The organism is Bradyrhizobium sp. USDA 4504, from assembly GCF_054063995.1.
The window spans coordinates 3,018,896-3,043,392 of sequence record NZ_JBSSGV010000001.1 but is presented as its reverse complement, the minus strand read 5'-3'; the positions used below and the strand labels follow the sequence as shown (position 1 = coordinate 3,043,392).

At 65.6% G+C, this 24,497-nt stretch carries 24 protein-coding genes; 15 read left to right on the top strand and 9 right to left on the bottom strand.

What is annotated here, in order from left to right; genetic code table 11:
- Window positions 1-33 precede the first annotated feature (33 nt).
- On the bottom strand, window positions 34-1,935 hold the full coding sequence (locus tag ACVMB1_RS13940) for a peptidylprolyl isomerase (protein WP_200844501.1): 1,902 nt from the start codon (window positions 1,933-1,935) through the stop codon (window positions 34-36).
- Between the two features lie 241 nt (window positions 1,936-2,176).
- Between ACVMB1_RS13940 and tpiA the strand changes: the two genes are divergently transcribed.
- Window positions 2,177-2,929, top strand: a complete 753-nt coding sequence (gene tpiA, locus ACVMB1_RS13935) for a triose-phosphate isomerase (RefSeq protein ID WP_141342675.1) — start codon at window positions 2,177-2,179, stop codon at window positions 2,927-2,929.
- Between the two features lie 223 nt (window positions 2,930-3,152).
- On the opposite strand, the gene ACVMB1_RS13930 is transcribed toward tpiA, so the two are convergent.
- Window positions 3,153-3,683: a GNAT family N-acetyltransferase gene (locus tag ACVMB1_RS13930; protein WP_141342676.1), complete on the bottom strand. Its 531-nt coding sequence runs from the start codon at window positions 3,681-3,683 to the stop codon at window positions 3,153-3,155.
- Window positions 3,684-3,686: 3 nt separating this feature from the next.
- Window positions 3,687-4,253, bottom strand: a complete 567-nt coding sequence (locus tag ACVMB1_RS13925) for a helix-turn-helix domain-containing protein (protein ID WP_141342677.1) — start codon at window positions 4,251-4,253, stop codon at window positions 3,687-3,689.
- A 203-nt stretch (window positions 4,254-4,456) separates the two neighbouring features.
- Between ACVMB1_RS13925 and secG the strand changes: the two genes are divergently transcribed.
- Together secG and ACVMB1_RS13915 are read left to right on the top strand one after the other, a co-directional pair.
- Complete coding sequence (gene secG, locus ACVMB1_RS13920; protein ID WP_028334048.1) at window positions 4,457-4,846, top strand: preprotein translocase subunit SecG; 390 nt, start codon at window positions 4,457-4,459, stop codon at window positions 4,844-4,846.
- 167 nt (window positions 4,847-5,013) lie between these two features.
- Window positions 5,014-6,645 carry a CTP synthase gene (locus ACVMB1_RS13915; protein WP_141342678.1) on the top strand — a complete coding sequence of 544 codons (1,632 nt, stop codon included), beginning with the start codon at window positions 5,014-5,016 and terminating at the stop codon, window positions 6,643-6,645.
- Window positions 6,646-6,668: 23 nt separating this feature from the next.
- Here the strand turns inward: ACVMB1_RS13915 and ACVMB1_RS13910 are convergent, their stop codons facing one another.
- The 3 genes from ACVMB1_RS13910 to ACVMB1_RS13900 all read right to left on the bottom strand — a co-directional run bounded on the left by ACVMB1_RS13910 (window position 6,669) and on the right by ACVMB1_RS13900 (window position 9,599).
- Window positions 6,669-7,331, bottom strand: coding sequence for a class I SAM-dependent methyltransferase (locus ACVMB1_RS13910; protein ID WP_057016525.1), 663 nt, complete (start codon window positions 7,329-7,331; stop codon window positions 6,669-6,671).
- Between the two features lie 217 nt (window positions 7,332-7,548).
- Window positions 7,549-8,928 (bottom strand): sensor histidine kinase, encoded by a 1,380-nt coding sequence (locus ACVMB1_RS13905; RefSeq protein ID WP_141342679.1) that lies wholly within the window; start codon window positions 8,926-8,928, stop codon window positions 7,549-7,551.
- Window positions 8,925-9,599 carry a response regulator gene (locus ACVMB1_RS13900; RefSeq protein WP_141342680.1) on the bottom strand — a complete coding sequence of 225 codons (675 nt, stop codon included), beginning with the start codon at window positions 9,597-9,599 and terminating at the stop codon, window positions 8,925-8,927. Before ACVMB1_RS13900 ends, ACVMB1_RS13905 begins: the two co-directional genes overlap by 4 nt.
- A 168-nt stretch (window positions 9,600-9,767) precedes the next feature.
- Between ACVMB1_RS13900 and ACVMB1_RS13895 the strand changes: the two genes are divergently transcribed.
- Window positions 9,768-10,094, top strand: a complete 327-nt coding sequence (locus tag ACVMB1_RS13895) for an NIPSNAP family protein (protein WP_018271819.1) — start codon at window positions 9,768-9,770, stop codon at window positions 10,092-10,094.
- Window positions 10,095-10,276: 182 nt separating this feature from the next.
- Here the strand turns inward: ACVMB1_RS13895 and ACVMB1_RS13890 are convergent, their stop codons facing one another.
- On the bottom strand, window positions 10,277-10,612 hold the full coding sequence (locus ACVMB1_RS13890) for a PAAR domain-containing protein (protein WP_141342681.1): 336 nt from the start codon (window positions 10,610-10,612) through the stop codon (window positions 10,277-10,279).
- A 165-nt stretch (window positions 10,613-10,777) separates the two neighbouring features.
- On the opposite strand from ACVMB1_RS13890, the gene kdsA reads away from it, so the two are divergent.
- The 3 genes from kdsA (at window position 10,778) to glsA (ending at window position 14,860) form a co-directional block, all read left to right on the top strand.
- Entirely contained in the window at window positions 10,778-11,635 is an 858-nt protein-coding gene (kdsA, locus tag ACVMB1_RS13885; RefSeq protein ID WP_141342682.1) for a 3-deoxy-8-phosphooctulonate synthase, read from the top strand.
- 15 nt (window positions 11,636-11,650) lie between these two features.
- A complete protein-coding gene (locus ACVMB1_RS13880) occupies window positions 11,651-12,844 on the top strand; it encodes an MFS transporter (protein ID WP_141342683.1) in 1,194 nt (397 codons plus the stop codon).
- A gap of 165 nt (window positions 12,845-13,009) precedes the next feature.
- Window positions 13,010-14,860, top strand: a complete 1,851-nt coding sequence (glsA, locus tag ACVMB1_RS13875) for a glutaminase A (protein WP_200844502.1) — start codon at window positions 13,010-13,012, stop codon at window positions 14,858-14,860.
- A gap of 9 nt (window positions 14,861-14,869) precedes the next feature.
- On the opposite strand, the gene queF is transcribed toward glsA, so the two are convergent.
- Both queF and ACVMB1_RS13865 read right to left on the bottom strand, forming a co-directional pair.
- Entirely contained in the window at window positions 14,870-15,331 is a 462-nt protein-coding gene (gene queF, locus ACVMB1_RS13870) for a preQ(1) synthase (protein WP_141342685.1), read from the bottom strand.
- Between the two features lie 69 nt (window positions 15,332-15,400).
- On the bottom strand, window positions 15,401-16,384 hold the full coding sequence (locus ACVMB1_RS13865) for a Vgb family protein (protein WP_141342686.1): 984 nt from the start codon (window positions 16,382-16,384) through the stop codon (window positions 15,401-15,403).
- 174 nt (window positions 16,385-16,558) lie between these two features.
- Between ACVMB1_RS13865 and eno the strand changes: the two genes are divergently transcribed.
- The 8 genes from eno (at window position 16,559) to ACVMB1_RS13825 (ending at window position 24,493) form a co-directional block, all read left to right on the top strand.
- Window positions 16,559-17,842 carry a phosphopyruvate hydratase gene (eno, locus tag ACVMB1_RS13860; protein ID WP_076825508.1) on the top strand — a complete coding sequence of 428 codons (1,284 nt, stop codon included), beginning with the start codon at window positions 16,559-16,561 and terminating at the stop codon, window positions 17,840-17,842.
- Between the two features lie 47 nt (window positions 17,843-17,889).
- Entirely contained in the window at window positions 17,890-19,026 is a 1,137-nt protein-coding gene (locus ACVMB1_RS13855; RefSeq protein WP_050384529.1) for a zinc-binding dehydrogenase, read from the top strand.
- Between the two features lie 169 nt (window positions 19,027-19,195).
- Window positions 19,196-19,747 (top strand): NADPH-dependent FMN reductase, encoded by a 552-nt coding sequence (locus ACVMB1_RS13850; RefSeq protein ID WP_141342687.1) that lies wholly within the window; start codon window positions 19,196-19,198, stop codon window positions 19,745-19,747.
- 139 nt (window positions 19,748-19,886) lie between these two features.
- Window positions 19,887-20,198 (top strand): FtsB family cell division protein, encoded by a 312-nt coding sequence (locus tag ACVMB1_RS13845; protein ID WP_028334062.1) that lies wholly within the window; start codon window positions 19,887-19,889, stop codon window positions 20,196-20,198.
- Between the two features lie 166 nt (window positions 20,199-20,364).
- Window positions 20,365-21,384 carry a pyruvate dehydrogenase (acetyl-transferring) E1 component subunit alpha gene (gene pdhA / locus ACVMB1_RS13840; protein ID WP_057016533.1) on the top strand — a complete coding sequence of 340 codons (1,020 nt, stop codon included), beginning with the start codon at window positions 20,365-20,367 and terminating at the stop codon, window positions 21,382-21,384.
- Between the two features lie 45 nt (window positions 21,385-21,429).
- Window positions 21,430-22,824 carry a pyruvate dehydrogenase complex E1 component subunit beta gene (locus ACVMB1_RS13835; protein ID WP_057016534.1) on the top strand — a complete coding sequence of 465 codons (1,395 nt, stop codon included), beginning with the start codon at window positions 21,430-21,432 and terminating at the stop codon, window positions 22,822-22,824.
- A gap of 5 nt (window positions 22,825-22,829) precedes the next feature.
- On the top strand, window positions 22,830-23,135 hold the full coding sequence (locus tag ACVMB1_RS13830; protein WP_018271806.1) for a DUF5076 domain-containing protein: 306 nt from the start codon (window positions 22,830-22,832) through the stop codon (window positions 23,133-23,135).
- 2 nt (window positions 23,136-23,137) lie between these two features.
- On the top strand, window positions 23,138-24,493 hold the full coding sequence (locus ACVMB1_RS13825; RefSeq protein ID WP_456814420.1) for a pyruvate dehydrogenase complex dihydrolipoamide acetyltransferase: 1,356 nt from the start codon (window positions 23,138-23,140) through the stop codon (window positions 24,491-24,493).
- Window positions 24,494-24,497 lie beyond the last annotated feature (4 nt).

The following is a 24,497-nucleotide window of genomic DNA, read 5'->3' as shown; positions in this document are numbered from 1 at the left end:
GCGCAGCGCGTCGTCGCGCTGTCCCGATCATGCTCAATTATTTGCGCCTGTCACCTGTGCGAAGGCTGCCTGGTTGATGGTCACACCGATATCGGACTCGATCTTCGTGACATATTGCGCGACCTGCTCGTCGCTCAGCGACCGCCGCAGCGCCTCGGTGAGCTGCTTGGCCGCGTCGGACGCGAAGTCGACCGGCGGCACCGTCACGTTGGTGACGCGGAAGACCACCCACTGGCTGCCGCCGGCGACGGAGGTCTGTCCATCGCCGTCCTTGGCGGTCCGGAATGCCGCCGCAATCACGCCGGCCGGCACGGCAGGCAGCGAGGCCTCGCGGTTGAAATTCGCCGCGGTTTCGACCTTGACGCCGGCAGCGGCGCCTTCGTCGGCGAGCTTGGCGCCGCTGTCGAGCTTCTGGACGATCTCGGTCGCCTTGGCGCGCAGCTTGGTGGAGATCTGGTCTTCGCGCCACTTGGCCTCGACCTGATCGCGAACCTCGTCGAGGCTGCGCTCGCGCGACGGCGTGATGCCGAGCACGTCGTACCAGACATAGCCGCCGTTGAACTGGATCGGGTCGTTGTCGACGCCAACGTCGCTGTTGAAGGCCTGCGACACCACGTCGAGGCCGCGCGGGATGTTGGTCGCGACCTGGCCGTTCGGCAGCCGTCCGGAGCGATCGACCGCGTCGATGGTGACGGGCGTCAGCTTCAGCTTCTGCGCGGCTTCGACGACGCTGGCGCCGCCGCCGCGCTCGTCTTCCATCTTGTCGCGCAGGTCGGCGACCTTGGTGCGGGCGCGCTCGGAGGCGATCTCGTTCTTCACCTGCTGGGCGAGGCTCTCATAGCTCGGGGTCACGCCGGGCTCGACCTTGCCGACCTTGACCAGCGCGACGCCGAAGCGGCCCTGCACCGGCTGGCTGACTTCGCCGGCGGCCAGGGAGAAGGCGGCATCGGCGACGGCCGGATCGAGGATCGCCGACTTCGCGACCAGGCCGAGATCGACGTCGGCCAGATTGAGGTTGCGCTCCTTGGCGATGTCGTCGAACGACGTGCCCGACGCGATCCGCCCGCGCGCGGCCTGCGCCTCGCCAGCGTCCGGAAACACGATCTGCGAGACCTCGCGCTTCTCCGGCGTGCTGAGCCGGTCCTTGCGCTCCTCGAAGATCTTCCTGGCGTCCTCGTCCGACACCGTTTCCCACTTGCCGATTTCCTCGGGCGTGATGGCGACGAAGGAGATCTTGCGGTATTCGGGCGCGCGGAACTGGGCCTTGTGGTCCTCGAAATAGGCGGCGAGCGCCTCGGGCGAGGGCGGATCGATGGTTCCGGCCTGCGCGGCGCCGAGCGTGATGTAGTCGATCGAACGCTGCTCGTTCTGGAACCGGGTCAGCGCCTCGACCAGCGATTTCGACGGCTCGATCCCGGACGAGATGGTGCCGGCGATCTGGCGCCTGAGGCCAACGCGGCGCTGCTCGGCGATGTAGCGACCTTCGGTATAGCCATAGTTGCGGATCACGGCCTGGAAACGCTGCGGGTCGAACTGGTTGTTGAGGCCCTTGAAGTTTGGATCGTTGTAGATCGCGCGCAGCACCTCCGCATCGGACACATTGAGGCCCATGCGGCGTGCTTCCTCGTCCATCGCGGCTTCCGCAAGCGTCTGCTGCAGCACCTGGCGGTCGATGCCGAAGGCGCGCGCCTGGTCCGGCGTCAGCGGGCGGCCGAACTGACGGCCAAGCTGCTGCAGGCGGTCGGTATAGATCTGGCGGAACTGCTCGGCCGAAATCTCGGTCCCGCCCACCTTGGCGAAGGTCGACTGGCCAAACCCCTTGAAAATGTCGGCAATGCCCCAAATTCCGAAACTGACGATCAAAACGCCCATCACCACGGCCATAATCGTCTTGCCGAGCCAGTTTGATGAGGCTTTCCGCATTCCTCGAAGCATGGGTCCAACTTGTTTTACAGGAGGGGAACCGGGTCGTGCCCAATGGGGAGCCGAAAGTCGAGGCTTTTGTCCCGCAGCAGGGCGTCACCGGGTTGAAAACCCATCATAAAGTGGCCGAAGCGCCCCCGCAACCTTGGCCGCGCGGGCGGAAGCGTCGCACGGTGTGCGCGAAGCCGAGCTCTGGAAGTCGCCGCCCGGCTCTGGTAGCGCAGGGACACGCTTGAATGATGGGAAATCCGACATGACCGACGCCATCCGGCCGCTGATCGCCGGCAACTGGAAAATGAACGGCCTGAAATCCTCTTTTGCCGAGTTCGACGCGATGCTGGCGGGCGCCGGCGATGTCGCCGGGAAGGCTGATCTCCTGGTCTGTCCGCCCGCGACATTGGTCGGGGCGTTCGCTGACAAGGCGCGCGGCTCGAAGGTCGCGGTCGGCGCCCAGGATTGCCATCCCAAGGCATCGGGCGCCCACACCGGCGATCTCTCGGCGGAGATGTTCAGGGATCTCGGCGCGGTCGCGATCATCGTCGGCCATTCCGAGCGGCGCGCCGACCACGGCGAGACCGACGCCTTGATTCGGCAGAAGGCGGAGGCCGTGTGGCGCGCCGGGCTGACCGCGATCGTCTGCATCGGCGAGACGCGCGAGCAGCGCGACGCCGGCAAGACGCTCGATGTCTGCGGCACCCAGCTTGCGGGCTCGCTGCCCGACGGCTCGACCGCGGCCAACCTGGTGGTGGCCTATGAGCCGGTCTGGGCGATCGGCACCGGCCTGACCCCGACCGCCAAGGATGTCGAGGAAGTTCATAGGTTTATCCGAGGTCAGCTCACCGATCGCTTCAAGGGCGAGGGAAACAGGATCAGGATCCTCTACGGCGGCTCGGTCAAGCCGTCGAACGCGGTCGAGCTGATGGCCGTCGCCAATGTCAACGGCGCACTGGTCGGCGGCGCCAGCCTCAAGGCGTCGGACTTTTTGGCGATCGCTGCGGGGTGTTAGGGCTGCCCCTTTCGCACCGAGCTCTCACACCGTCATCCTGAGGAGGCCGCAACGCGGCCGTCTCGAAGGATCGACGGCCCAGCTGGTGGCCGTCGACCCTTCGAGACGCGCGGAGCCTGTCATCGGGCCGCGCTTTGCGCGGACCCGTTGGCGCTCCTCAGGGTGACGGGATTGGCAGTGTTGCGCAGACAGTTGCCATCGGCATCTCTGCTTGGCTACGGATTCAGGTTGCCGCCGCCCCGATCTGCTTCCAGTAGATCATCGTCCCGGTGAGACCGCCATGCGGCTTCAGCGCGTAGTCGGGGATGATGCCCGTGAGCTGAAATCCCAGTCTTTCATAGAGTGGCGCAGCGCCATCCTCTGCGGCGGTGTCGAGCACCAGCAGCGTGCGGCCGTGCGCGATCGCAAGCTGCTCGGCCGTGCGCATCAATTCCGTCGCGACGCCGCGATGGCGATGGGCGACGCGCGTCATCATTTTTGCAATTTCCGCCCGATGCGGCTGGTTCGGCGGCAGCTTGAGCAGCAGCGTCACGGTGCCGATCAGATCATTGTCGGTGAATGCGCCGAGCACGATGCGCTCGCCGCGCGCGGCGGCGCCGAGCGAGTCCTGCCAGAATGCATCGGCGTCGTCCGGCGACAACGGATGCATGAAGCTCACCGAGCCGCCGCCGGCGACGGTCTCGACCAGCAGCTCGCTGAGCGCGCTGCGAATCCCGGGCGCATCCTCGAGCGGCTTGATGGCAAACTGCGGCATGCATCAGCTCCGGGCCAGGGCGACCACATAGGTGCAGGAAGCGTTGGTCTCGTTGGCGAATGTCGTCTCTGCCGGCGGGCCGAATCCGAGGCAATCGCCGGCGGCGAGCACGTGGCGTGCGCCGCCTTCGGTGATGATGAGGCTGCCGCTGAGCACCCAGACCAGTTGGCGGATATGCGCGTAGGAGGAGGCGGGCAGGGTCACGGTCTGCTTCGGCGGCAGCTCGACCCGCACCAGCTCGACCGGATGGTCGGGACGGCTGAACACCTGGCGGCGCAGATAGCCGGTTTCCGGATCACGCCAGGCCGGTTGCGCGGCGGCGCGCGACAGCCGTTCGCCCTGGCCTTCGGCGCGCAACATCAGGCCGGCCAAAGTGAGATCGAACGCTGAGGCGAGGCGCACCAGCACGACCGCGGTGGGGCTGACCTCGGCGCGCTCGATCTTGCTGATCGTCGCCTTCGAGACTCCGGCGCGCTTGGCAAGGTCGGCCAGCGACCAGCCCCGGCCATCGCGCTCGAGCCTGATCCGCTGCGCCAGGCGTTGGCTCAGATCGTCTACCAAAGTATCCATTTGTCTACTATAGTAGAAATTGCCGGTTCCCGGCAAGGCCCGGCCGGGCCGCCATCGGCGCCGCTTGTGATCGTCGACAGTGCGACTATCTCGGGGGTGACAATGCCCGGTGCAATCGTGTAACAGGGCGCGACTTCACGAAAACCGTAGAGCCGATAGCGCCGTTTGTCTGGCCGCTTGGCGGCTTGTGACGAAGGCTTGCGATGCAGACTGTCGTTATCATTGTCCACCTCATGATTGTCGCCGTCATGATCGGCGCCGTGCTGTTGCAGAAATCCGAAGGCGGTGGCCTTGGCATGGGTGGCGGCGCCGGCTTCATGTCGAGCCGCGGCACCGCCAATTTGCTGACGCGGACTACGGCGATCCTCGCGGTGGGCTTCTTCATCACCAGCCTGTTCCTGTCCTGGTACGCAGGCTACGACCGCAAGCCGAGCTCGATCGTCGGCACCGGCGCGCCGGCGCAGACGCAGCCGGCCGGCGGCACGCCGATGAACGCGCCGACCTCGGGCGGCATCCTCGATTCGCTGAAGAAGGCCGACGAGCAGCAGGGGCAGCAGGCCCCGAGCGGCCCGCAGGCGCCACGGTCGCAATAAAGCGGGGTGGCCATGCAGGATGCCCCGCTGGCATCCTGCATCAGAAACCCCCATCAATACTCTGAAATCGCTTCCAGTTCGATGCAACCCACAGCCCGGCGAATTGTTTGCCGGGAACAGCCGATTCGTTTTGCGAATCGCCGGAGTCGGATTAAAGGTAAAGTCCCATGGCGCGGTACATATTCATCACCGGCGGCGTGGTCTCCTCGCTCGGCAAGGGTCTAGCTTCAGCGGCGCTCGGCGCTCTGCTGCAGGCCAGGGGCTACAAAGTCCGCCTTCGCAAGCTCGATCCCTATCTCAACCTCGATCCCGGAACGATGTCGCCGTATCAGCACGGCGAAGTGTTCGTGACCGACGACGGCGCCGAGACCGATCTCGATCTCGGCCATTACGAGCGCTTCACCGGTCGTCCGGCCACCAAGGCCGACAACATCACGACCGGGCGAATCTACCAGGACATCATCACCAAGGAGCGCCGCGGCGTTTATCTCGGCGCCACCATCCAGGTGGTTCCGCACGTCACCAATGCGATCAAGGAATTCGTGCTGTCGGGTAACGACGAGTTCGATTTCGTGCTGGTCGAGATCGGCGGTACCGTCGGCGACATCGAGGGCCTGCCGTTCTTCGAGGCGATCCGCCAGCTCAAGAACGAGCTGCCGCGCGATCACGCCGTCTACATTCACCTGACGCTTCTGCCGTACATTCCAAGTGCCGGCGAACTCAAGACAAAGCCGACGCAGCACTCGGTGAAGGAGCTGCGCTCGATCGGCATCCAGCCGGACATCCTGCTGTGCCGCACCGACCGCGAGATTCCCAAGGAGGAGCGGCGCAAGCTCGGCCTGTTCTGCAACGTGCGCGAGAGCGCCGTGATCGAGGCGCGCGACGTCGACAACATCTACGCCGTGCCGGAGGCCTATCACGCCGCCGGCCTCGACGACGAGGTGCTGGCCGCGTTCGGCATCACCGCGAAGATTCCGCCGGCGCTGCAGAGCTGGCACGTCATCAACGAGCGCGTCCGCAATCCGGAAGGTGCGGTGACGATCGCCATCGTCGGCAAATACACCGGCATGAAGGACGCCTACAAATCGCTGATCGAGGCGCTGTCGCACGGTGGCATCGCCAACAAGGTGAAGGTCAATCTCGATTGGATCGAGAGCGAGGTGTTCGAGAACGAGGACCCGGCGCCGTTCCTCGAGCACGTCAACGGCATCCTGGTGCCCGGCGGCTTCGGCCAGCGCGGCGCCGAGGGCAAGATCCGCGCGGCGCAGTTCGCGCGCGAGCGTGACGTGCCGTATTTCGGCATCTGCTTCGGCATGCAGATGGCGGTGATCGAGGCGGCGCGCAATCTGGTCGGCATCGAGGACGCCAACTCGACCGAGTTCGGCCCGACCAAGGAGCCGCTGGTCGGCCTGATGACGGAATGGCTGCGCGGCAACGAGCTCGAGAAGCGCTCGCAGAGCGGCGATCTCGGCGGCACGATGCGGCTAGGGGCCTATCCCGCGGCGCTGAACCGCGGCAGCCGCGTCTCGCAGGTCTATGGCGGCGCGACCGAGATATCCGAGCGGCACCGCCATCGCTACGAGGTCAACACCGCCTACAAGGACCGCCTCGAGCAGCACGGCCTGCGCTTCTCCGGCATGTCGCCCGACGGCGTACTGCCGGAGATCGTGGAGTACGAGGACCATCCCTGGTTCATCGGCGTCCAGTTCCATCCCGAGCTGAAATCGCGGCCCTTTGAACCGCATCCCCTCTTCGCGTCGTTCATCGAGGCGGCAGCCAAGCAGAGCCGGCTGGTTTAACTGAGCGGCCGTCAGCTGCGCCGCTACACGGCGCAGTCCTCGCTGGTCCGGCGTTCTTTCTTGATCGGTGAAACGTTTGCACCAGCCGCCGGCGTGCCGTCGCGCGTCATCAGCTTGTATTGCGGGCGTCGCGTCAGCCGGTAGACCGCGGCCGGCGGCACGTTGAGGATGGCGCGATCGACCAGCGTGGCGCGCAGGCCGAGCCGGTCGAGGATCGGCCGCGGCACCGGACAGCGCATGCCGTAGGTGAATTGATAGAACGCGCCGCCGGGACGCAGATAGCTGAACGCGCCGCCGACGATCGAGATGACCTTGCGCGGCGACATGTTGAGCAGCGGCAGTCCGCTGACGACGGCGCCGACCGGCGCGCCATCGTAGAGCCGCTCCGAGGCGAGGCGCGCCGCGTCCATCCACAGCACGCGCGCGCCGGGAAAGCGCAGCTGCAACAGCCGCATGAAATCCGAGCCGTATTCGATCAGCGTAAGATCCTGCTGGCGCACGCCGCGCTTCAACAGCTGATAGGTGAACGCGCCCGTGCCCGGACCGAGCTCGAGCACCGGGCCGGTGTCGGCGCTGATGTCGCGCGTGATCAGTTCGGCGAGCGCGGCGCCCGACGGCGCGATGGCGCCGACGCGGCCGGGGGCCGCCATCCACGCCGTGAAGAAAGACAGCAGATCATGTGACATTGGGATTCCCAGCAAAGTGTCGCGGCGCTTCGACTCAGATGCGAAGCGTGACGCCTTGTTTGCGGGAGCTGCATTGCGACAACATTGCGCGAGAGCCCCGTTCCGATTGAATCGGAACGGGGCTCTCGACCCTAGTTTTGTCGCGTTTCCTTCACGCGAACCGGTGCCCATCCCGCATCGAGTGCGGGACAGGCTTCGCTCGAAAACGCTTTGGCAGTCACGACGCGAACGGCGCCGGCGGTAAGGTGAGGCGAAAGCACGCGCCGCCCTTCGGACCGTCGAGCACGGAGACGTGACCGCCGTGCAGCCTTGCGATCTCGCGCACCATGTTGAGGCCGAGGCCGGCGCCGCGATCGAGCGGCGCGAGCCGATAGAACGGATCGAATATCCGGGTGCGCTGGTCCTGGGGAATGCCGTCGCCTTCATCCGATACGTCGATGGTCGCGGCGCTGCCGACATGGATGGTGATGGTGCCGCGGCGGCCGCCATGCTGGATGGCGTTCTGCACCAGATTGGTGAGCGCGCGCTCCAGCGCGGCGCGATCGCCCAAGATCTCGACGCGATCGGTTGCGGTATCGAGCGACAGCTCGTAGCCGGCCGCGATCGCGAGCGGCGCGAGGTCGGCCGCGACATTGCGGGCGACCGCGACGAGATCAACGCGGACGAACGGATTGCGGCACTGGTCGAAGCGCTGGATGTCGAGCAGTTGCTCGGCCAATGTCGCAAGCCGCGCCGAATCCTCGAGCAGGCGGGTTTTCTCCGGGCCTGGCGGCAGCGACTCCAGCCGCGTGTTGAGGATCGCGATCGGCGTGCGCAATTCATGCGCCGCGTCGGCGACGAAGCGCTGGTGTCGGGAATAGCCGTCGTCGAGCCGCTTCAGCGCATCGTTGATGGCGGTCACCAGCGGCGCCACCTCGAGCGGCAGATGGTCCGCCGACAGCCGGCTGCCGCGCTGGCGGAAATCGATCCGGCGCGCTTCGTCGGCGGTGGTATCGAGACCGGCGAAGGCGCGCTTCACCACCATCGGCGTCGCGATGAAGGTGGCGCATGCCATCAGGAAAAGGCCGGGCAGGGCAATGGCGAGGAATGCCAGCGTCGTGGCGAGCGCGGTCTTGACGCTCGACATTGGCCCTTGCGTCGCTGTGAGCACCTGCACGGGGCCGGCGTCGGAATTGACGCGCTTCAGCCGCGCCGGCGGCTTGCGCGGATCATCCTCGAACATCTGCCAGCCGAGCCGCGCCTGGCTGATCTGGTCGAGCGCGTCGCCGATCCTGGCGAATTCCGGCGGCACCGCGCCTTCCGTCAGCGAACGGCCTTGCCGGTCGCGCACCAGGAACCAGAGGTCCGGCGTGTCGTCACGAAGCTTTTGCAGTTCGGCCGTCGGGCGCAAAATCAACTCGCCCTTGCCGTCGCGTGCGACCGCGCCCTGCACGATGGAAATCACATGATCCTCATCGCGCGGAACGATCAGGAAGCCGGTGGCACACAACGCGCTGATTAGGCAAACGATCAGCATGGCAAGCAGCAGCGCCTGGAGCGTCACCAGCCGCCAGCTCAGTTGCGAGCGCAGGCAATAGTGCTCGGCCTGTTCGCTCATGACGTTTGCTTCAAGAGATAGCCGACGCCGCGGATGCTGTGGATCTCGACGCCGGCGTTGGCGTCCGCGAGTTTGCGGCGCAACCGCGAGACGTGCGCATCGAGCGCGTTGGACTGGATCTCGTCCTCGAAATTGTAGACGGCTTCCTCCAGCGTCGCGCGCAGCACGGTGCGGCCCATGCGGCGCAGCAGCGTCTCCAGCACCAGCAGCTCGCGCCGCGGCAGCTCGAGCGGACGGCCGTCGACACTGGCCTCGCGATGGCCGCAATCGAACGCCACGCGGCCGGCCCTGATGATCTCGAGCTGCAGGCCGGCGGGGCGGCGCAGCACGGCGCGCAGCCGCGCCATCAGCTCCTCGACCGCGAACGGCTTGGCCAGATAGTCGTCGGCGCCGCTGTCGAGGCCAGTGATGCGGTCGGTGAGATCGCCGCGCGCGGTCAGCACGATGATCGGCACGCCGTCGGCCTTGGCGCGCAGCTTCGGGATCAGCGTGAGGCCGTCGCCGTCCGGAAGCTGGCGGTCGAGCAGGACCGCGCCATGCACGTCGGCACAGATCGCTTCCTCGGCCTCGGCAAGGTTCGGCACGTGGTCGACCACCATGTCGTAGCCCTTCAGCGCCTGCGACAGCGCCGCCGCCATTTCGGCCTCGTCCTCAACCAGCAGTATCCGCATGTCCTTGTGGTCCAACTCCTGAAGGCAGGTTTTAGGGCAAGTAACATTGCAACAACATTGCGGAAATGGCCGCCCGTCGCGAGCAGGGGTGCCATGTTGTCACCCCCTCAAGACAGTCCGGAAGGCGCTGGCTATAACCGCCCGCACACCAATCTGGGAGGACTGCCAATGATCTACGAGACCCGCGTCTATCGCTGCCTGCCGGGACGGCTGCCGGCGCTGCTCAAGCGCTTCGAGACCATCACGCTGAAGCTCTGGGACAAGCATGGCATCAGGCAGGCCGGCTTCTTCACGACGCTGGTCGGGGAATCCAACCAGGAGCTGACCTATCTGCTGGCCTGGGAATCGCTCGCCGAGCGCGAGAAGAAGTGGACCGCGTTCCAGACCGATCCGGAGTGGATCACCGCGCGCGCCAAGACCGAGGAGGACGGCCAGATCGTCCTCAACATCGTCAACCAGCTTCTGGTGCCGACGGCGTTTTCGTCGGTCAAGTGACGCCCGCTGCGGCCATGTTCCCGTCATTGCAAGCGAAGCAATCCATTGGCACCACATATGCGGAGCGATGGATTGCTGCGTCGCTTCAGCGCAAAATTGCTTCGCAATTTTGTCGCGAGCTCCTCGCAATGACGGGGAGGCATCTTTTCTCGGTCCCTTGGGGAGGGAAAGTTGCAGCGACGCTATTGCGGGCAGCCCGAGGTCTGATCGCCCTGGGTCACCATCGGCTTGCCGTTGATGAAGACGCCGTGGCTGCCGGAGGTCGTCTTGCCGCCGCAATGCGTGCGATCGCCCATGACCACCGCCGGCTTGCCGTTGATCAGGACGTTGGGCACGCCCTCGACAAGCGCGCCGCCATTGCTGGTGGTGTCGCCGTTGCGCGCCGCCGGCTTGCCATTGACGGTCACGCCGGTGGCGCCGCTGGTGACGACTCCGGGCTGGCTGCTGGTCTGGCCGTAGGCGAGGCCCGACATTGCCGACAGGGCGGCGACGGCTCCGATCATCAGCGGGATGCGCATGGCTTCCTCATGGGAATCTGTTCCGCGCCAGTTTATAGGCGCTGTTTGGGCGGGATTGTGTTAGCACGGCGCACCCACGGCGTCAGCGCAACCCCCTCATCGTGCGGGATGGCTTGATCCGTCCCGCGCGGGACTGCATGGTCGCCGGCAAAAGGATGCAGCATTTTGACCAATCAGGTTTCCGCGCAAGCCGCCGCGCCGATCGTTGCCGTCGGATCGGCCAAGTTCGGCAATGCCTTGCCGATTTCGATCATCGCCGGTCCGTGCCAGCTCGAGAGCCGCGCGCATGCGCTTGAGGTGGCGTCCGCGCTGAAGGAGATCGCGGTCCGGCTCAAGGTCGGTCTGGTGTACAAGACCTCGTTCGACAAGGCGAACCGCACCAGCGCGACCGCGGCGCGCGGCATCGGATTGGCGCAGGCGCTGCCTATCCTCGCCGAGATCCGGTCTTCGCTCGGGCTGCCGGTGCTGACCGACGTGCATGAGGCGACCCAGTGCGCCGACGTGGCGCAGGCGGTCGACGTGCTGCAGATTCCGGCCTTCCTGTGCCGGCAGACCGATCTGTTGCTGGCTGCGGCCGCGACCGGCAAGGTCGTCAATGTCAAGAAGGGCCAGTTCCTGGCACCGTGGGACATGGCCAATGTGGTCAGCAAGATCACCGGCGCCGGCAACCCCAACGTGCTGGTCACCGAGCGCGGTGCATCGTTCGGCTACAACACGCTGGTCTCGGACATGCGCGCGCTGCCGATCTTGTCGCGCACCACCGGCGCGCCCGTCATCTTCGACGCCACCCATTCGGTGCAGCAGCCGGGCGGCAAGGGTACGTCGTCGGGCGGCGAGCGTGAATTCGTGCCGGTGCTGGCGCGGGCCGCGGTCGCGGTCGGCGTCGCCGGCGTGTTCATCGAGACCCATCCCGATCCGGATCACGCTCCGTCGGACGGCCCCAACATGGTGCCGCTCCGCGACTTCGAGTCCCTCGTCAAGCGGCTGATGCAGTTCGACGCGCTGGCGAAGACGGCGGCCTGACCGGCGGACAACGACATGACCGCAACCAGCGGCATGCCGCCGGCCCTCAACGTGATCACGCTGGCGACCTTCGCGGCGAGCCTGTCGGTGCGCGCGCTCGATCCGGTGCTGCCGCATGTCGCCGAGGATTTCGGCGTCAGCATCGCGACCGCGGCGAGCTTTGCCGCGGTGTTCGCCTTCACCTTTGCCGCGGTCCAGCCGGCGATCGGCGCCGCCGCCGATTTGTTCGGCAAGGCGCGGCTGATGACGATCTGCCTCGGACTGCTCGGCGTTGCCAACATCCTCGGCGCGCTCTCGACCTCGTTTCCGATGCTGTTCGTGACCCGCATCCTCGCCGGCATCGGCTCGGGCGGCGTGTTTCCGGTGGCGCTGTCGCTGACCAGCGATCTGGTCGGCCCGGACAAGCGGCAGCTTGCGATCGGGCGAACGCTGGCGGGCTCGATGACCGGCAATCTGCTCGGTGCGACGGCATCCGGCCTGATCGGCGACTTCCTCGGCTGGCGCGGCGTGCTCGCGGTGCTCGGCGGCCTCGTTATTATCGTCGCGCTGGCGGTTGCAGCCGGCTTCCGCGGCGCCGCGCTGAACCGTCCGCCGCGCACCAGCCTGAAGGCGCTGCGCCACGGCTACCGCACCATCTTCACCAATCCGAACGCCCGCATCTGCTACTCGGCGGTCTTCATCGAAGGCTGCTGCGTGCTCGGGCTGTTTCCCTTCATCGCCTCGTTCCTGTTCGAGCTCGGCGAGACCTCGCTGTCGATCGCCGGCATCGTGATCGCGGGATTTGCGATCGGCGGATTGCTCTACACGCTGACGGTATCGCGCCTGCTGCCGTGGATCGGGGTGAGGGGGATGATGATCGTTGGCGCGACGCTGGTTGCGATTCAACTGGTCGGCGTCGCGTTCGGGCCGCACTGGAAGCTGCAGATGGCGGGCCTCCTGGTGATGGGCCTCGGCTTCTACATGATCCACGGCTGCCTGCAGGTGTTCGCCAGCGAGCTGTCGGTCGAGGCGCGCGCCACCGCGCTGTCGCTGCACTCGTTCTTCTTTTTCATGGGCCAGACCGTCGGCCCGATCGCTTACGGCTTCGGCCTGCAACACGTCGGCAAGACCGCGACGTTGGTGTCAGCTGCCGCCGTGATGGTCGTGCTCGGCTTTATCTGCGCGCGGTTTCTGCGGCAGACCAGGCCCGCCGATGCGCAGACAACCTAGGCGTCCACGGGCCCACCGGCGGTGGCAGACACAACATGCAGGGAAGCGGGGTGCAGCGTCAGGATGACGCATTCGCAGCAGCGTTCGGACGACCGCGCATGGCATGAGGATTGCTTATTTCTCGCCATTTGAGGTGAGAGCGTGGACGTCCAGACTGGCTGGCCTATTCGAGGGAATGCGGACGTCAGGACAACGGGATATGGCACCGAGCCTCCACTTCAGCGTTTTCTGGCCTCCTGCCACCAAGAATTCAAATCGGACAATTCCGGCGCGCTCGCCGACTACATTCCGGAGCTGAAACGGGCCAACCCGGCGCATTTTGGCATCAGCCTCGTCACCATCGATGGCCATGTCTACGAAGTCGGCGACAGCGCCGCTCCTTTCACCATCCAGTCCGTTTCGAAGGCGTTCGTGTTTGCGCTGGCCCTCGATCTCGTCGGCGAAGCGCGCGTCGCGTCGGCGATCGGCGTCGAGCCGAGCGGTGAGGCATTCAACTCGATCCGGCTGACCAACGACAACAAGCCGTTCAATCCGATGGTCAACGCCGGCGCGATTGCCTGCTCCGGGCTGATCCACGAGGTCGATGGCCGCGCCGCATTCGAGCGCATCCGGGACAAGCTCGGCCAGTTTGCCGGCCGCGAACTCGACGTCGACGACGCGGTCCATGCGTCGGAGACGGCGACCGGCAACCGCAATCGCGCGATCGCCTGGCTGCTGCGCAACTACCTCGTGCTACAGGACGGCGTCGATGCCGTGCTCGATATCTATTTCCGGCAATGCGCAATTCTCGTCACCGCGCGCGACCTCGCGGTGATGGCCGCAACGCTCGCCAATCGCGGCGTCAATCCGGTCACCGGCGTCCAGGTGGTGACGCCGCATGTCGTCGCGCGCACGCTGTCGGTGATGACGAGCTCGGGCATGTACGACTATGCCGGCGAGTGGATCTATCGCGTCGGAATGCCCGCCAAGAGTGGGGTCGGCGGCGGCATCGTCGCAGCGCTCCCGTCGCAATTGGGGCTCGGCACCTTTTCGCCGCTGCTCGATGGGCACTTCAACAGCGTGCGAGGCCTGAAGGTTTGCGAGGCGCTGTCGGCGCGATTTGATCTGCATATGCTCAACCGCAGCGGCGACGTCCGCACCTGCATCATCGCCGACTACGACATCTTCGGCATCACCTCCCGCCGCAGCCGCCAGCCGCACGAACAGCAGATCCTCGATGACCGCCACAGCGACACCCGCGTCATCGAGCTGGTGGGGGCGCTCAACTTCGCGTCGATCGACTACGTCACTCGCCGGCTGTCCAACGAGCCGCCCGGCGCGCCGCTGCTGATCCTAGATTTCCACCGCGTGCCCGACATCACGGCAGCCGGCGCCCAACTGCTGGCTGAGAAAATCGCCACGCTCGGAAATTCCGGTGTCACCACGATCATCTCCGGTGTCGAGACGACGTCGCCGGTCTGGGCCACGATCCGCGCGCAGATCGAAGAGCCGAAGCGGTTGCGGCATTTTCCGCTGCTCGACGACGCCGTTGAATGGGCCGAGGATCAACTGATCTACCGCTATGGCGGCTTCACCGAGACCAAGGAGACCGCCCATCTCGGCGAGCAGGCGCTGTTGGCCGATCTCGCGCCCGAGGAGATCGCTGCGCTCGCCGAACTCTCGACGCCGCGCCGCTACGACGCCGGCCAGCGCATCGTCGTGGCCGGCGAGCCGGCCAATTCGTTGTTCTTCCTGCAAAGCGGGATGGTGAGCGTGAAGCTGCCGAGCGGCGTGCGGCTTGCCTCGCTCGGGCCGGGCATGGAGTTCGGCGAGATGGCGATCATCGAGAGCCACCGCAGCGCCGACGTCTGGGCGGACACCCCGGTCAAATGCCTCGAGCTACCGATCGACAGCTTTGCCGACTATCGTCAGCTCCACCCGCAGATTTCGATGAAGATCATGCGCAATCTTTCCGCACTGCTGGCGCGCCGCCTGATCCTCGCCAATGCCAAGGTCGATCTGCTGAGCGCCTATTGAGACGCCGGATCACCCGCGCCCGCGATAGGGCGCGACGCCCTGATCGGGAACCCAGACGCCCTTCGGCAGCCGGCCGGTCTGGAAGAACACGTCGATCGGGATGCCGCCGCGCGGATACCAGTAACCGCCGATCCGCAGCCATTTCGGCTTGATTTCCCCGACGATACGCTTCCCGATCATGACGGTGCAATCCTCGTGGAAGGCGCCGTGATTGCGGAAGCTTGCCGCATAGAGTTTCAGCGACTTAGATTCCAGGAGCCACCGGCCCGGCACAAAGTCGAGCACCAGATGGGCGAAGTCCGGCTGGCCGGTGATCGGGCAGACCGAGGTGAATTCCGGGATAGCGAAGCGCACCAGATAATCCGTGCCGGCCTGCGGATTGGGGACGCGGTCGAGCACCGCCTTGTCCGGGCTATCCGGCCACGCGACGGCACGGCCGAGTTGCAGGGTTTTCTTCGCCATGGGCCTCATCCTTGTGGGAGCGGCCGAAATGAACGGAAGCGGGCGGTTCGTCAACCGTCCGCGTGCGGGGGCAGGGTGCTACGCGGGCGCGGCAGTCTGGATCAGGACCAAGCGGTCTTGGCCGGATTCACAGCCCCAGACCTCGCCGGGCCGGCCATCGAGTTGCCGGACATTCGCGCCGGCGCGGTCGCTCGGAAAGGCGTTGAAGGTCGCGCCCACCGGATCGAAGCGCATGATCGCGTTGGCCGAGAAATCGGTGAGCCAGACCTTGTCCTTGTCGTCGACATAGACGGCATAGGTCCGTGGATTGCTGCCGGGCAGCTTCCAGGCCCTCCACGTCCCGTCGGCGGGATCGTGCACCGACACGTTGCCGCTGTTCCATTCGCTGACCCAGATCCGCCCCCGCGAATCCGACCACACCCGTCGCGCGCCCTGTTTCGGCGTCGGCGGTTGGACCACGCTGGCGTTGCCGGTCGCAGGGTCAATCCGTGCGATATAGCTGCCGGCAAGCGAGGCGTACCAGATGTCGCCGTTTGGGGTCACGGTGATGCCGTAGGGGCCGACGCCGCGCGGTGCCTCGAACACCTTCATCTCACCGGATTTCGGATCGAGCCGGCCGTAGAAGCCGGACTGGCCGGTGAACCAGTAGACGCCGCGCTTGTCGAACACGCCGGTATTGAGATTGGCGTCAGCGGCTTTCTCAGGCAGGCGGAACAGCGTCACCTTGTGGTCGCCGGGGTCGACGCGGGCGATCGCATTCTGCCCGCCCTCGGTTACCCATGGCGCGCCGTCGGGGCCGATCATGACGCCGTGCGGGGCCGCACCCTTGCCGAGGCTGACCAGCTTGAACGCACTGTCGCGCGGATTGAGCCGGCCCAGCGCACCGCTGCGCTGGCCCGTGAACCAGACGGTGCCATCGGGCGCCGGCGTGACATCGTGCAGGCCGGTCCCGGCGTCGACGTTGAAATATTTCACCCGGAACGGCGTCTGGGCATCCTGCGCCTGCGCTCTCGTGGTCAAAATCGCGGCAGTGGTTGAGGCGAGAAACTGGCGACGGTTCATTGCGTTATCCCGGCTTCGTGAAACAATGGGCCAGCACGCGAAGGTAATCCTCGACAGCATAAACCCACCACATTGCACCGTCAGACGGGCCGGGCGGGCGGGCCGTTCACATTTGCTTGCGCGCCGTGTATGACGCGGCGCATCAGCCAACCCCATATCGAGAAAGAGCACGTCATGACTGACATCGTCGACATCATCGGCCGCGAAATCCTTGATAGCCGCGGCAACCCCACGGTCGAGGTCGATGTGGTGCTGGAGGATGGGTCAATCGGTCGCGCGGCGGTGCCGTCGGGCGCCTCCACCGGCGCGCATGAGGCGGTGGAACTGCGCGACGGCAACAAGGCGCGCTATCTCGGCAAGGGCGTCGAGAAGGCGGTCGCCGCCATCAACGGTGAGATCTTCGAGGCGCTCAGCGACCAGGCGGTCGAGGAGCAGGTCGCGATCGACCAGATCATGATCGAGCTCGACGGGACGCCGAACAAGAGCCGGCTCGGGGCCAACGCCATCCTCGGCGTCTCGCTGGCCTGCGCCAAGGCCGCCGCCGAATCCTTCGACATGCCGCTGTATCGTTATGTTGGCGGCACCTCGGCGCGGACGCTGCCGGTGCCGATGATGAACATCATCAATGGCGGCGTGCATGCCGACAACCCGATCGACTTCCAGGAATTCATGATCCTGCCGGTCGGCGCCACGTCGTTCGCCGAGGCGCTACGTTGCGGTTCGGAAATTTTCCACACGCTGCGCGGCGAACTGAAGAAGGCCGGCCACAACACCAATGTCGGCGACGAGGGCGGCTTCGCGCCGAACCTGCCGTCGGCCGACGCCGCGCTCGAGTTCGTGATGAATGCGATCGGCAAGGCCGGCTACAAGGCGGGCGACGACGTCGTGCTCGGCCTCGACTGCGCCTCGACCGAATTCTTCAAGGAAGGCTCCTACGTCTATGGCGGCGAGAACAAGACCCGCTCGCGCTCCGAGCAGGTGAAGTATCTCGCCGATCTCGTCAGCCGCTATCCGATCGTCACCATCGAGGACGGTATGTCGGAGGACGACATGGACGGCTGGAAGGAACTGACGGATGCGATCGGCAAGAAGTGCCAGCTGGTCGGCGACGATCTGTTCGTCACCAACGTCACCCGGCTTGCCGACGGCATCAAGAACGGCCGCGCCAATTCGATCCTGGTCAAGGTCAACCAGATCGGCACGCTGACCGAGACGCTTGCGGCGATCGAGATGGCCTACAAGGCCGGCTACACCGCCGTGATGTCGCACCGCTCCGGCGAGACCGAGGATTCCACGATCGCCGATCTTGCGGTCGCCACCAATTGCGGGCAGATCAAGACCGGCTCGCTGGCGCGCTCCGACCGTACCGCCAAGTACAACCAGCTGCTGCGCATCGAGCAGCAGCTCGGCACCCAAGCGAAATACGCGGGCAGGGCGGCCTTGAAGGCGCTGGCGTAGCGCCCCAGCTTGAACGGGATCCAACAAAACTCAAAAGGGAGATCGGGATGAGCGACGGCAAGAGCGGTCTGCAGCTGCGTTCGCTGCTCAAGAAGAATGGCGAGCTCGAGATATCGCTGGTCAATGTCCCGACCCCCGAGCCCGGCCCCGACGAGGTCGTGGTCCGGGTCGAGGCGACCCCGATCAATCCGTCCGATCTCGGTCTGTTGATCGGCCCGGCCGACATGTCGGCCGCCAAGGTCTCCGGCAGCAAGGAATTGCCAGTGGTGACCGCGCGCGTGCCGGAAGCTGCGTTGCCGGGCCTCGCGGCACGACTCGACGAGTCCATGCCGGTCGGCAATGAAGGCGCCGGCGTCGTGATCAGGACCGGTTCATCGGATGCGGCGAAAGCGCTGATGGGCCGGACGGTCGCGATGATCGGTGGCGCGATGTATGCGCAATACCGGACGTTGCGCGTCAACGAATGCCTGCCGCTGCCCGACGGCACCACGCCGGCGGAAGGCGCGTCCTGCTTCGTCAATCCGCTGACCGCGCTCGGCATGACCGAGACGATGCGGCGCGAGGGGCACAAGGCGCTGGTGCACACCGCGGCAGCGTCCAATCTCGGCCAGATGCTCAACAAGATCTGTCTCAAGGACGGCATCGGCCTCGTCAACATCGTGCGCAACAAGGAGCAGGCCGACATCCTGCACAAGATCGGCGCCAAACATGTCGTCGATTCCTCCGCGCCCGATTTCATGGACAAGCTCACCGGCGCGCTGGTCGAAACCGGCGCCACCATCGCCTTCGATGCGATCGGCGGCGGCAAGCTCGCGGGCCAGATCCTGGTCGCGATGGAGACCGCGATCAACAAGACCGCCAAGGCCTACAGCCGCTACGGCTCGAATGTGCACAAGCAGGTCTATGTCTATGGCAGCCTCGACACCCGCTCGATCGAATTGCCGCGCGGCTTCGGCATGGCCTGGGGCGTCGGCGGCTGGCTGCTGTTCCCATTCCTGATGAAGATCGGTCCGGAGGCCGGCAACAAGCTGCGCCAGCGCGTGGTGGCCGAACTGAAGACGACTTTCGCCAGTCACTACACCAAGGTGGTCTCGTTGCAGGAGACCCTGCAACTCGACAACATCGCCGTCTACAACAAGCGCGCGACCGGCGAGAAATTCCTGATCAACCCGAACAAGGGCTGAGGATCGAAACGCAGGGGCCGTCCCGATGGGGGCGGCCTTTTGCTTTGCATAGACTAATTCCGCGAAACGCTGCGTTTCCGGAATTGGACGATCCATGCACTTGCATCTTTCTTGGTGCGCCGGTAGGTGAGGGGCACCAGTTTCACGCGCAATCCGAGGGGAATTTGCTATGGCCTATAACATCGTCACCATCGTCGGCAGCATCCGCAAACAGAGCTTCTCGCTCAAGATCGCCAATGCGCTGGCCAAGCTTGCACCGGCGTCGCTGAAGCTCGATGTGACGACGCTTCAGGAAATTTCCTTCTTCAACCAGGACCTCGAGGCCGCGCCGCCGGCGGACTGGCTTGCCTTCCGCGAGAAGCTGCAGAAGTCGAACGGCGTGCTGTTCGTGACCCCCGAATACAACCGCTCGATCCCGGGCGTGCTGAAGAACGCCATCGACGTCGCCTCGCGGCCCTACGGCAAGAGCTCGTTCATCGGCAAGCCGATCGGCATCATCGGCAATTCGCCCGGACCGCTCGGCGGCGTCAGCGCGGTGAAGCACCTGCAGAACATCCTGCCGGGCATTTCCGGCCCGATCCTCGGTCAGCCGGAAGCCTATCTCAACGGCGTCGGCGATGCCTTCGACGACAACGGCGAACTGACCAAGGACTCGCTCAAGGGCGTGCTGCAGCAGTATCTCGACGTCTTCGCGGCCTTTATCGAAAAGCAGAACCGCTGAGCAAGAGCCCCGTTCCGATTGAATCGGAAGGGGCTCTGAACATGTTTTGACGCGTTTTCCTCACGCGAACCGGTATCCACTTCGCTCGAAAACGCTCTGGTTCAGCGTTCGTTAACCCCATGGCCGCATGCTCGCGGCCATGGTTTCCCGCACACGCCTCAAATCGATTCTGACCGGGCTCGCCCTCTATACGCTGGCGGCGCTGATGGTCGGCTATTTCGGCGTCAACGCCTACACCGGCAAATACGGCTTGAACGCGCGGCAAGAGCTCGATCAGGAGATCATCGCCCTGACCTCCGAGCTGGCGCGGCTGAAGAAGGAGAGGGCCGAGGGCGAGCAGCGGGTGTCGCTGCTGCGGTCGGACCGGGTCGATCCCGACATGCTGGACGAGCGTGCGCGCTTCCAGCTCGACTACGCCAATCCGCGTGATCTCGTTCGGATCAACAAGTAACTGACGACGCGTTCTCAAATTTCAAAATCATTCGCGCGCTATCACAAAAATGTCGCGCTGCGCTGCAGTGCGGCATAGCAAAATTCCATCGGGCGAACGCAATCCTTCCAAGGCGATTTGAGTTGGGTTAGAGAGGGTTCTCCGACTTCTCTCACCCGGAATTGCCATGGCCGCACCCAAGAAAAGCGTCGCAAAAGAATCAGGGCAGGAGAAGGCCGGCTCTCCCCCCGAATTCACCAAGGAGCAGGAGCTCAAGGCACTGCGGGACATGCTCCTGATCCGGCGCTTCGAGGAGAAGGCCGGTCAACTCTACGGCATGGGTGCGATCGGCGGTTTCTGCCATCTCTATATCGGCCAGGAAGCGGTCGTGGTCGGCATGCAGATGGCGCTGAAGCCGGGCGACGAGGTCATAACCGGTTACCGGGACCACGGCCACATGCTGGCCTGCGACATGGAAGCCAAGGGCGTGATGGCCGAATTGACCGGACGCCGCGGCGGCTATTCCCGCGGCAAGGGCGGCTCCATGCACATGTTCAGCAAGGAAAAGCACTTTTATGGCGGTCACGGAATCGTGGGCGCGCAGGTCTCGCTCGGCACCGGCCTTGCGTTCGCCAACCGCTATCGCGGCAACGATAACGTCAGCGTGACCTATTTCGGCGACGGCGCGGCCAACCAGGGCCAGGTCTACGAGAGCTTCAACATGGCGGAGCTGTGGAAGCTGCCGGTGATCTACGTGATCGAAAACAATCGCTATGCGATGGGCACCTCGGTGTCGCGCGCATCGGCCCAGCAGGATTTCTCCAAGCGCGGCGCCTCCTTCAACATTCCGGGCAAGCAGGTCGACGGCATGGACGTGCGCGCCGTCAAGGCCGCCGCCGATGAGGCCGTGGCCTGGTGCCGCGGCGGCAACGGTCCGATGATTCTCGAGATGCAGACCTACCGCTACCGCGGCCACTCGATGTCCGATCCGGCCAAGTACCGCACGCGCGAGGAGGTCGAGAAGGTGCGTCACGACCAGGACCCGATCGAGCAGGTGCGCAACCGCTTGCTGGCCTCGGGCGCCAGCGAGCAGGACCTGAAGGCGATCGACGCCCAGGTGCGCGAGATCGTCAACGAGGCCGCAGACTTCGCGCAGCACGATCCGGAGCCGGATCCGGCCGAGCTCTACACCGACATCTACCGCTGACCCCACCCGCGCAGACGAATTTCAAGACCGATTTCGGGAGCCGATATGCCCATTCAAGTGCTGATGCCTGCGCTGTCGCCCACCATGGAGAAGGGCAACCTCGCCAAATGGCTGAAAAAGGAAGGCGAGACCATCAAGTCCGGTGACGTCATCGCCGAGATCGAGACTGACAAGGCGACGATGGAGGTCGAGGCAACCGACGAGGGCACGCTCGGCAAGATCCTGATTCCGGAAGGCACCGCGGACGTTGCGGTGAACACGCCGATCGCCACCATTCTCGTCGACGGCGAAAGCGCCGCCGACCTCGCCAAGGCGCCGGCGGCTCCAGCGCCGCAGCCGAAGGCCGCCGAAGCCGCGCCTGCCGAAGCCAAGGCGGAAACGCCGCAGCCCGCGGCGAAGGCACCGGCCGCGCCCGCGACCGAGCCGCTGCCAGATCCGGAAATCCCTGCGGGGACCGAGATGGTCACGCAGACCATTCGCGAGGCGCTGCGCGATGCGATGGCCGAGGAGATGCGCCGCGACGGCGATGTCTTCATCATGGGCGAGGAGGTCGCGGAATATCAGGGCGCCTACAAGGTGACGCAGGGCCTGTTGCAGGAATTCGGCGCCCGCCGCGTGATCGACACGCCGATCACCGAGCACGGCTTTGCCGGCGTCGGCGTCGGCGCGGCGATGGCGGGCTTGAAGCCGATCGTCGAGTTCATGACCTTCAACTTCGCCATGCAGGCGATCGACCAGATCATCAACTCCGCCGCCAAGACGCTCTATATGTCCGGCGGCCAGATGGGATGCTCGATCGTGTTCCGCGGCCCGAACGGCGCCGCCGCGCGCGTCGCCGCGCAGCACAGCCAGGACTACGCGGCATGGTACTCGCAGATCCCGGGCCTCAAGGTGATCGCGCCGTATTCGGCCGCCGATTACAAGGGCCTGCTCAAGGCCGCGATCCGCGATCCCAATCCGGTGATCTTCCTCGAGAACGAGGTGCTGTACGGCCACACCGGCGAGGTGCCGAAGCTGGCTGATTTCGTGGTGCCGATCGGCAAGGCGCGGATTGCCCGCGCCGGCAAGGACGTCACCATCGTCTCCTGGGCGATGGGCATGTCCTATGCGCTGAAGGCTGCCGACGAACTCGCCAAGGAAGGTATCGAGGCCGAGGTCGTCGATCTCCGCACCATCCGTCCGATGGATACCGAGACCATCATCAACTCGGTGAAGAAGACCGGCCGCGCGGTGACGGTCGAGGAGGGCTGGCAGCAGAGCGGCGTCGGCTCCGAGGTCGCCGCGCGCATCATGGAGCACGCCTTCGACTATCTCGACGCGCCGGTGGCGCGCGTCTCCGGCAAGGACGTGCCGATGCCCTATGCCGCCAACCTCGAAAAGCTCGCTCTGCCCTCCGTCGCCGAGGTGGTCGCCGCCGCCAAGGCCGTATCCTACCGGTAACGCCGATGGCCGGTCCCAAGGAGCAGCCGCTGCCGCCTGACGTGATGGGCCGCGACGACGCCATCGAGGTGCTGCGCGCCTTCGTCGTCGATGGCGGCCTGTCGATCGCGTTTCAGCGCGCTTTCGAGGAGCCGGACATGTGGGGGCTCATGCTGGTCGACATCGCCCGCCATGCCGCGCGCGCCTATGCGCGCGAAAGCGAATACACCGAGGACGAGGCGCTCGCGCGCATCGTCGAGATGTTCGAAGCCGAAATCGCCCGGCCGACCGACATGGGCCAAACCAAACCGCGGTCGCAACAAGGTCACTGACAATGCCGATCAATATTCTCATGCCCGCGCTGTCGCCGACGATGGAAAAGGGCAACCTCGCCAAGTGGCTCAAGAAAGAGGGCGACAAGGTCAAGTCCGGCGACGTGATCGCGGAGATCGAGACCGACAAGGCGACGATGGAAGTCGAGGCGGTCGATGAAGGCACGATCGCCAGGATCCTGGTGCCGGAGGGCACGCAGGACGTGCCGGTCAACGACGTCATCGCGGTCATGGCCGGCGACGGCGAGGATGTGAAGGCGGCGGCCAGCGCCGGAGCGGGCGCCGCACCTGTCGCGAAACCCGCCGAGGCGCCGAAGCCCGCCGCCCAGGCCGCGCCGGCGGCGGCTCCCGCACCGGCGGCGGCGCCTGCGCCGAAGCCGGCCGCAGCGCCCGCCGCGGCGCCTCAGGCCGCCGCGCAGGCCAACGGCCACGCCCGCGTGTTCTCGTCGCCGCTGGCGCGCCGGCTGGCAAAGGAAGCCGGCATCGATCTCGCCCGCATCACCGGCACCGGCCCGCATGGCCGGGTCATCGCGCGCGACGTCGACGAGGCCAAGTCCGGCAAGGGCCTGAAGGCGCCGGCGGCTGCGCCCGCCGCGGGACCGGGCATCGCGCCGTCTATGTCGGACAAGCAGATCCTCGCGCTGTTCGAGCCGGGCTCCTACGAGGTGGTGCCGCATGACGGCATGCGCCGCACCATCGCGCAGCGTCTCACCGCCTCGGTGCAGAACGTCCCGCACTTCTACCTCACCATCGACTGCGACATCGGCAAGCTGCTCGCCGCGCGCGAGGAGATCAACGCCGCAGCGCCGAAGGACAAGGAGAAGAAGCCGCTCTACAAGATCTCGGTCAACGACTTCGTCATCAAGGCGATGGCGGTCGCGCTGCAGAAGATTCCGAACTGCAACGTCAGCTGGACCGAAGGCGGCATGCTCAAGCACAAGCATTCCGACGTCGGCGTCGCGGTGGCGATGCCGGGCGGCCTGATCACGCCGATCATCCGCAAGGCCGAGACCAAGACACTCTCGACCATCTCCAACGAGATGAAGGATTTCGCCGCCCGCGCCCGCGCCCGCAAGCTGAAGCCGGAGGAATATCAGGGCGGCACCACCGCGGTCTCCAACCTCGGCATGTACGGCATCAACCACTTCACCGCCGTGATCAACCCGCCGCATGCCTCGATCCTCGCGGTTGGCACCTCGGAGGAACGTCCGGTGGTGCGCGGCGGCAAGATCGAGATCGCGCACATGATGAGCGTGACGTTGTCGTGCGATCACCGTGCGATCGACGGCGCGCTCGGCGCCGAGCTGATCGGTGCCTTCAAGCAGCTGATCGAAAACCCTGTGATGATGATGGTGTGACGGG